The organism is Mesorhizobium sp. M1A.F.Ca.IN.020.06.1.1 (assembly GCF_004023265.1).
Lineage (GTDB): Bacteria > Pseudomonadota > Alphaproteobacteria > Rhizobiales > Rhizobiaceae > Mesorhizobium.
In genome coordinates, this window is the sequence record NZ_RZSR01000169.1 from 1 (window position 1) to 8,332 (window position 8,332).

At 64.2% G+C, this 8,332-nt stretch carries 7 protein-coding genes and 1 pseudogene; 6 read left to right on the top strand and 2 right to left on the bottom strand.

Features of this window, described 5'->3' with window-relative positions:
- A pseudogene (locus EOA60_RS10315) lies at positions 1–579 on the top strand (hypothetical protein); the annotation flags it as partial.
- 157 nt (positions 580–736) lie between these two features.
- Here EOA60_RS10315 and EOA60_RS37450 read toward each other — a convergent pair.
- Both EOA60_RS37450 and EOA60_RS10325 read right to left on the bottom strand, forming a co-directional pair.
- Positions 737–826, bottom strand: coding sequence for a lasso RiPP family leader peptide-containing protein (locus EOA60_RS37450; protein WP_164746769.1), 90 nt, complete (start codon positions 824–826; stop codon positions 737–739).
- Between the two features lie 76 nt (positions 827–902).
- The gene (locus EOA60_RS10325; protein ID WP_095824524.1) at positions 903–1,010 is read right to left on the bottom strand and encodes a hypothetical protein; all 108 of its coding nucleotides are present in this window, start codon (positions 1,008–1,010) and stop codon (positions 903–905) included.
- Between the two features lie 347 nt (positions 1,011–1,357).
- On the opposite strand from EOA60_RS10325, the gene EOA60_RS10330 reads away from it, so the two are divergent.
- The 5 genes from EOA60_RS10330 to EOA60_RS10350 form a co-directional block, all read left to right on the top strand.
- A complete protein-coding gene (locus EOA60_RS10330; RefSeq protein WP_095824671.1) occupies positions 1,358–2,848 on the top strand; it encodes a WD40 repeat domain-containing protein in 1,491 nt (496 codons plus the stop codon).
- 83 nt (positions 2,849–2,931) lie between these two features.
- Entirely contained in the window at positions 2,932–5,178 is a 2,247-nt protein-coding gene (locus EOA60_RS10335; RefSeq protein WP_095824523.1) for an SEL1-like repeat protein, read from the top strand.
- A 168-nt stretch (positions 5,179–5,346) separates the two neighbouring features.
- A complete protein-coding gene (locus EOA60_RS10340) occupies positions 5,347–7,359 on the top strand; it encodes an amidase (RefSeq protein ID WP_128311317.1) in 2,013 nt (670 codons plus the stop codon).
- Positions 7,360–7,521: 162 nt separating this feature from the next.
- Entirely contained in the window at positions 7,522–7,962 is a 441-nt protein-coding gene (locus EOA60_RS10345; RefSeq protein WP_127336091.1) for a hypothetical protein, read from the top strand.
- Positions 7,963–8,089: 127 nt separating this feature from the next.
- The coding region (locus tag EOA60_RS10350; protein ID WP_128311319.1) for an isochorismatase family protein at positions 8,090–8,332 on the top strand (243 nt) is incomplete at its 3' end.

Consider the following 8,332-nt stretch of genomic DNA (forward strand, 5'->3'; position numbering starts at 1 on the left):
GCCACCACCTTCCGCTTCCCGCTCGCCGCCGAGGCCGATCAGGTCGTGATCGCCGGCGGCGGGTTCGACCGGCGCCTCGCGCTGTCGGCCTATCCGGCCGACCTCGGCTTGCTTGCGTCCGGGGCGCTTGAGCCCGACGCGGCGCTCAGCACCATCGGCTTCGACGACATCACCACGCGCGGCCTGTGCAAGATTCCTTCCGGGTACGCCGGGCTCGACTGGTATAATCTCAACGCCATGTCGCGTGACCACACCAGGAACAGCGAAGGCTACGTCAACGGCAACGTCTCGGGCGCCTATATCGCCTACACCAGCAGCGGCCATCCGGCAGAGTTCGGCCGTGCGGCGCCTTTCGGCTTCCATTCGGTGATGCTGACCGCCGCATGGCTGCGCTCGGAAGGGGAGAGCGCGCTGGTCGAAAGCTGGCTGGGGGACGAGTTGATCGCGCGCGACGAGGTCACGCTGTCGGCGCTGGCGCCGGTTCAATACGCGCCGATGCTGAAGGCGGTGACGCGCGTGCGTCTATCGACCAAGCATCACTGGCAGATGGTGTTGGATGATCTCGTGCTGGCGCTCTGATGCATGTCTGCTAAAGCGCGGCGGCTTTGCGGGGGACATGTGTCAAGCAAAGGCGAACTGGGTCGCCCAGAGGATGCCGCAGCTTCGGGAGAAGAAGTGCATCAAAACAAGGAATTGCAGCGCGTTGCCTGAATTTCGGTGCAACGCGCTGTAATGGTCAGAAGGTGAGCGAAGTGGCGCCGTTGGCGGTGACTGCCGAAAGCCTGCCCTTCTTGACCAGCCTTGGTTTCTCATAGGTTTTCTTCATGGCCGGTTCCGCGAGTTTCCTGGATCGCAAGAAGGAGCCAGGGTCGGCAGGCATTAACAGCAGATTGTCCGGCAGATCAGCTCGCCGGGCCGCCGCCATTGATAACAGTAGAAGGACCGCCGGCGACAATTGTCGAAAGCTTGCCTTTGCGGACCAACACAGGCTTCTCGTAAATCTTCTTCATGCTGTGGCTCTCCTGAAAATCCCGGGCGGATAATGTCATAAGAGCGTTTGCTGTCAACCAGCGCGGGTAGTCGAGCTTGTTATTCTTGGGGAGTGTGGCTTTCTGCTCACGGGCCGCTTGTTTATGGAGCGAAAGACATCACGCTTCGGTTCTGAGCATCGGGATATTGGCCGGCCGGCTGAGTAAAGCCGAAATTCGGCCGGCGGCGGGATTGAAGAAGTCACGTCGCGCCAAAGCACGTTTACCTTTCTTCGTGTGATCTCTTGCACTTAGCCCCGGCGAAAAGCTCGGCTAGAATGGCCGATGCGCCTTCCGCCAGTTGGAGTGGAGGCGCCTGGGGGATGCCGATGAAAAGATCGACCGACAGGCTGCTGGCTCTGGCGATGCTCGTCGTCGGCTTCGCTTGCTTCGCCAAGCTCTATCTGGTGCTGGGCGGCAAGCCCCCGGCCGCGACGAGCGCCGGGATCTTCGGCGCTGCGGGCATGCTTTCGATTCTCGCCGGGCTTTCGTTCCTCGCCGGCCTGCTGCCGGGCGCGCCAAGGCATGAGCCTTCGGCGCCGCTGTTCGGCCGCGACGCCGAGATCGTGCCGGCCGGGCGTCCGCGGCTGCGCCGCATCGCGCTTGCCGTGCCGCTCATTGCCCTTGTCGTCATCCTCGCCGACCAGTTCGGCCGGTGGCGGGAAACAGGGGGCGATGCGGCCGCGCCGGCCAGGGAAGTCGCCGTCGCTCCGGCGGAGCCTGGGACCGAGCCGGCCTCCGCGCCTGTCGCGCCGGCGCCCACGGCCGGACCGTCCGAGCCGGCGGCCGCTCCGCCGCAGCCCGCCGCACGGGCGCAGCCTGCAACAACGCCGGCCTGGCAGACCGCGCTGGCGCCGGCCACGCCGCCGCAGACGCTGGCGCCGCCTCGGCCACCGCCCCCAGCCCAGCCGACCGCGCCGGAAGGCCACCGCGATGCCGTCGTCTGGCTGGCGGTGTCGGCCGACGGCCACCAGATCATGAGCGCCAGCACCGATCGCATGATCAAGCTCTGGGATATCGACGGCAAGCGGCTGATCCGCGACCTCGGCGTCCACAAGGACATGGCGCGCAGCGCACTCTTCATGCCCGACGGCAGAAACGCGCTCACCGCCGGCGACGATGGCGAGATCGTGCTCCGCCAGCTTTCCGATGGCACAGTGCTGCACGTCTTCTCGTCCGGAGCGAACGGCGGCGTCCGGCAACTGAAGATCAGCCCCGACGGCAAGCTCGCCGTCAGCGGCCACGACACCGGTTCCGTCGTCATCTGGGATTTGCTGAAAGGCACGGTGCTGCATGTCCTGCCGGGCCACGATTGGTCGGTGAGTTCCGTCGCCATCTCGCCAGATGGCACCAGGGCGCTCACCGGCAGCATCGACGGCGAACTGAAGCTCTGGGACATGCTTGCAGGCAAGCAGCTGCGCAGCTGGCACGGCCACGAGCGCGGCGCCTATGGCGCGCTCTTCCTGGCCGATGGCCACCATGCGGTGACCGGCAGTGGCGACTACACGATAAAACTCTGGGACCTCGACACCTTCAAGGAAGTGCGCCGCTTCGACGGTCATTCCGGCACCGTCTATGCGCTCGCCTTATCGGCCGACGGCAAACGGCTCGGCTCCGCCTCGCTCGACGGCACGGCGCGGATCTGGAATATGGATACGGGCGCCGAGATCGCCGAGTTCGACCCCGGCACCGGGCCGATCTACTCGGTCGCCTTCGCCGCCGACGGCACGCTTCTCACCGGCGGCCTCGACGGCACCATCCGCAACTGGCCGGCGGCAGGAGGGGAGGGCACGGTGCTGTTCGCCGGCGCGCCGGAGTGATCGAGATATTCGCAACCACGGATATTCCAGAACGGCTCTGCTTGCGCTACTAATTACTGGTGGTTGCAAGTGGGGCGGGTACTATGAGCAATAACGACGGGTCTCTGGACGCGAATACAACTGTCATCAGTGCGCCTGTGCGGCGCCACGGAAGAATCCTTTTCATAATCCTGGCATTGCTGGCCGCTTATGTGCTGCTTGGACCGTTGAGAAATTACTATGCGCAATGGTCGGCAATAAGGAAAGTACAGGCGGCGCACCTAGCTAAGGATTATGAGGAAGAATTTCGTCAGCTGTCGGTGCTGGCGAGCATGGGCAACCGGGATGCTCAGGGCTATCTCGGCGCAATGTACTGGCGTGGTGAGGGAACCGCACAGAACGACGAGCAGGCGGTCTACTGGTGGCGCAAGTCAGCTGACGGCGGAATTGCGGAGGCTGAAGCGTCGCTTAGCCAAGCTTATTCTCTTGGACGTGGTGTCGCGAAGGACGATCAGCTTGCGGCCAGTTTGGCGAGGAAGGCGGCGGATAAGGGCAATGCAAATGGCGAATACCAGCTCGGCGTCCTTTATTTGCAAGGTCAGGGGGTGGTCAAAAGTGCTGAACAGGCGGTCTATTGGTGGCGCAAAGCGGTCGATGCAGGAAGCGTCGAGGCGGCATACAGCCTCGGTCAGGCTTATTATAGCGGTCTGGGCGTCAAGATAGACGACAAAACAGGAGCGATCTGGACTCGCAGGGCGGCCGACAAAGGGCATTCAGAAGCCGCTTATGTCCTCAGCAGGGCGTACAAGTTCGGCTTAGGCGTAGAGAAAGACAGCCAACTCGCCGCCACATGGGCGCGCAAGGCTGCAGATCAGGGAAACGCGGACGGCCAATGGATGCTCGGCGTCCTCTACCATCTGGGTGAGGGCCTGACACAGAACGACAGCCTTGCATTTCAATGGTGGATGAAGGCCGCTGCCGGTGGCGTCATGCAGGCGCAATACAGTGTCGGCACCGCGTATGCTACTGGAAAGGGCGTTGGCAAGGATGATGCCCAGGCACTCCTCTGGATGAGCAGGGCGGCCAACCGGGGGGACGCCTTAGCACAATCAAGCCTGGGTTCGATGTACTGGCTTGGCATGGGCGTACGGCAGGATGATGTTCAAGCCGTTGCCTGGTGGCGCAAAGCTTCGGAGCAAGGCAACGCCGAAGCACAGTTGTTGCTGGGGAATGCGTACTTGAAGGGCAGGGGCGTTGCTCAAAGCAGCCGGGATGGTGCAGCCTGGTGGCTCAAAGCGGCGGACGCAGGCAACGCAGACGCTCAAGGGCAACTCGGCATTCTGTACCACCAAGGCCTCGGCGTTGCTCGGGACGACCGGTTGGCGGTCAAATGGTGGATCAAGGCCGCGGCCAGCGGCGTTGCGGTGGCACAGTACAGTCTCGCGAACGCGTATCGCACGGGAAATGGCATTGCCAGGGACGACGCCCAGGCATTCTACTGGATGAACAAGGCAGCGGATCAAGGCACTCCTCTGGCGCAATCCGCGCTCGGCGGGATGTATGCCGCTGGCGCGGGTGTTCCGCAGGACCACGCTCAAGCCGCGGTTTGGTGGCGCAAGGGCGCCGAGGCAGGAAATGCCGAAGCCGGCTACAATCTTGGCCGGGCCTATTTGCTCGGCGAAGGTGTCGAGAATAATGACCGGCTGGCCGCCGAATGGACGCAGATGGCAGCCGACGGGGGTAATGCCGATGCCCAATATCAGCTAGGCATTCTGTACCATGAAGGCCGCGGATTTGCTCGGGATGGCGGATTGGCCTTCCAATGGTGGATGAAAGCCGCGGTTAAGGGGCATGCCGTCGCGCAATACAATATCGGCACGATGTATGGATTGGGCCAGGACGTCAAACGGGACGACGGCCAGGCACTCGCTTGGTTGAGCAAGGCTGCTGAGCAGGGCAACGCAGAGGCCGAGGAGGCAGTCGGGAACGCCTATTCCACGGGTACCGGTGTCTCGGAGAGCAAGGCTAATGCAATTGCGTGGTGGCTCAAGGCCGCACGGCAGGGAAAGCTAAATTCGAAGCTCAGCCTGGCTTATGCATATGCAAACGGCGTAGGCGTCGCAAGGGACGACAAGGCCGCCGAGACCTGGTGGCTTGAAGCAGCCCAGGTTGGCAATGTCGATGCCGAGTTCAGCCTTGGTACGCTCTACTTGCGGGGGATTGACGGCAAGCCGAACTACCCGGAAGCAACCAAGTGGTTCCTCAAGGCGGCCGAGCACGGCAACGCCCAGGCCAAGACCTACATCGAGCTCATGAAGGAAAGCGGCCAGTTCGACAGCAAGACGCTGTGAGAGGTGGGTGCCTTGCGGCATGCTGGTGATTGGTGAATGTCTGGGCGACATCAATCTCCCCCTTGCGGGGAGATGCCCGGCAGGGCAGCAGGGGCGTGCGGAGGAACGCGGCCTTCGCGACTACGCCTTCGCCGGACGCGTGATTGCTGACAAGAGGTTCGCCAAGCCATGAATATAGTCGAAGCCTCGATCGCCGACCTGCGCCGCGCGCTGGAAGACGGCACAGTCACAAGCGTCGAGCTCACCGGCGCGTACCTGCGGCGCATCGCCCACTACGACCGCCACGGCATAGCGCTGAACGCCGTGCCCATCCTCAATCCAAAGGTGTTCGAGGAGGCGGCAGCTTCCGACCGCCGACGCCGCGCGGGCAAAACGCTTGGACCGCTGGACGGCATCCCCTACACCGCCAAGGACAGCTACAAGGTGAAAGGCCTGACGGTCGCGGCCGGCTCGCCGGCCTTCGAGCATCTGATCGCCAGCGAGGACGCCTTCACGATTGCCCGGCTGCGCGCCGCGGGCGCGGTGCTCATCGGCCTCACCAACATGCCGCCGATGGCCAATGGCGGCATGCAGCGCGGCGCCTATGGTCGCGCCGAGAGCCCGTACAACAAGGATTATCTCACGGCTGCCTTCGCCTCCGGCTCGTCGAACGGCTCGGGCACGGCGACGGCCGCCAGTTTCGCCGCCTTCGGGCTCGGCGAAGAAACCTGGTCATCCGGCCGCGCGCCCGCCTCCAACAACGCGCTGGTCGCCTACACGCCTTCGCGCGGCGTGATCTCGGTGCGCGGCAACTGGCCGCTGGTGCCGACCATGGATGTGGTGGTGACGCATACGCGCAGCGTGCCGGACATGCTGGAGCTGCTCGACGTCATCGTCGCCGACGACCATGACACGCGCGGCGACTTCTGGCGCGTGCAGCCCTGGGTTTCGATCCCGAGGGCATCAGCGCTGAGGCCGACGAGCTATACCGGGCTTCCCCTGCAAGGCGCGCTTGAGGGCAAGCGGCTCGGCGTGCCGAAAATGTATATCGGCAAGGATCTCGGCGCCGGCCGGCCGATCGAGACGCGCGCCTCGGTGCTGGAGCTCTGGCGGCAGGCCGCGCATGACCTGCAGGCACTCGGGGCCGAGGTGGTCGAGGTCGATTTCCCCGTCGTATCGAACTATGAGCGCGACCGTCCGGGCGCGCGCTCCATGGTTGATCGCGGCCTGGTGCCGGAGGAATTTGCAAACCGCGAGATCTGGGACCTGTCAATCTGGTCGTGGGACGATTTCCTGCGCGCCAATGCTGATCCCGCGATTCCCGATCTCGCTTCGGTCGATGGCCCGAAAATCTTTCCACAGCCGCCGGGCACGCTGCCCGACCGCTATGGCGACGACGGCTTCGACCTAGCGGACTATGTCGAGCGGGCGAAGGACGGGGTGAGCCCGCTCGAGGCCATTCCCACCATGGAGGACGGGCTGAAGGGGCTGGAAGAGACAGGCCGCATCGACTTCGAGAACTGGCTTGACGCCAACCGCGTCGACGCGGTGGTGTTGCCGGCCGTCGCCGATGTCGGCCCGGCCGATGCGGATGTCAACGAGGCCTCCGCCGATCTTGCCTGGCGCAACGGCACCTGGGTCGCCAACGGCAATCTGGTCTGGCGCCATCTCGGCATCCCGACGGTGACGGTGCCGATGGGCACCATGGCCGACATCGGCATGCCGGTGGGCTTGACCTTCGCCGGCAAGGCCTATGACGACGTGGCGCTGCTGACGATGGCCGGCGGCTACGAGCGCGCCACCCAGCGCCGCACCGTCCCGCCACGCACGCCGCCGCTGGCCGATGATGTGTTTGAACGGAGCGAGGGCACATTGGGTCGCCCCAGCGAAGCGCTGCTTATGCTGGCCCTCACCGCCGAGACAATCCATGCCGGCGACACGGACGAGATCGCGATCGCGCTGGAGATCGACGCGGGCGAGGCCGGGCCGGATGCAGCCGTGAAAGTCCACGTCAACGGCGAACCGGTCGCCATGCAGGGAAGCGGCAACCGCCACACCGGCCGGGCCGTCGTGCCGGCTGCGACGCATCAGGGCTTCCACAGCGTCTGGCGCCGCGCCTACGGCTCGATCGTCACGGCGATCGTGAGGCTGCCGGATCGGCGAGTTGGCGGGGCTTATGTTGTGACCGGCGGGATTGGGTAGGGCGCTTATCTTCTCCCCTTGTGGGAGAAAGAGGATCGGCGGGTAGCGCCGAGACGGATGAGGGTGCTGGAAGAAGATTGAGCGCTCCGGCAGCGGTGCCGTGCCTGTAGGAGGCGGGCGTCCTTAATCTCAAACTAACCAGCGGAACAATAGAATACATCCATGAATTGGTGGATCGGACTTTGCTGGTCGGTTGGGACCCTTTGCTTTGCGGCGCTCGACTATCGGGCCCGGAAATCGGCCGGCAGGCGACATTCAGACTGGCTCTGGCGCCTGGCCATGTACTTTGCGGTGGGCGGCGGCCTTTTCGCGGCCATGGGATATGCGCCCATCGCCCTTTACCGCTTGGGTGAGTCCATCGTCGGTTTATACAATCATCCATCTGCACCGAAGATGCTGCTGGCTTTCGCAACTACTGCGGTCTGCGTAGTTCTCGCCCTGGAAATTCTTAAGGTAGCCGTTGGAACACTGCGCGAAGCCGGCAGTTCGCTGCCGGGTCGCCGCTCATTGGATGTTGCCTGGCGGATCGCTATTGCTCTCGTGTTGTTCGCCATAGCGGTGGGCCTCCTTGCTGGCAGCGTCTATGTTCTGAGGAACCGCTAGCAGAATGCTCTAGCTCGTACCCTGAATCCAAGCTGTGGCGAGCGGCGCCGAACTGTCGATCTGCCACAAGGGCGGGATCACGCTCCGCGTCCTTGACCCACCCCCCACCTCCGCTATCTTCGCGCCCATGCCAGATACCGCTCCCTCGGCCGCCGCTCCGCTGATCGTCATCGACCTGCAGACCGGCATGTTCGACGGCCGTTTCGATCCGCCGATCCATGATGCCGACGTCATTGCCGAGCGCGCGCGAAAATTGATCGATTGGGCGCGCAAAACCGGCCGCAAGGTGGCCTTCGTGCGTCATGACGGGCCGGCGGGGGATCCGCTGGCACCGGGCGCTTCCGGCTGGCCGGTATGGCCGCAGCTCGGC

Excerpts from the sequence above, each read along its gene's own strand:
- EOA60_RS37450 (WP_164746769.1), bottom strand. The coding sequence starts at position 826 with ATGAAGAAAACCTATGAGAAACCAAGGCTGGTCAAGAAGGGCAGGCTT.
- EOA60_RS10335 (WP_095824523.1), top strand. The coding sequence starts at position 2,932 with ATGAGCAATAACGACGGGTCTCTGGACGCGAATACAACTGTCATCAGT.
- EOA60_RS10325 (WP_095824524.1), bottom strand. The coding sequence starts at position 1,010 with ATGAAGAAGATTTACGAGAAGCCTGTGTTGGTCCGCAAAGGCAAGCTT.
- EOA60_RS10345 (WP_127336091.1), top strand. The coding sequence starts at position 7,522 with ATGAATTGGTGGATCGGACTTTGCTGGTCGGTTGGGACCCTTTGCTTT.
- EOA60_RS10340 (WP_128311317.1), top strand. The coding sequence starts at position 5,347 with ATGAATATAGTCGAAGCCTCGATCGCCGACCTGCGCCGCGCGCTGGAA.
- EOA60_RS10330 (WP_095824671.1), top strand. The coding sequence starts at position 1,358 with ATGAAAAGATCGACCGACAGGCTGCTGGCTCTGGCGATGCTCGTCGTC.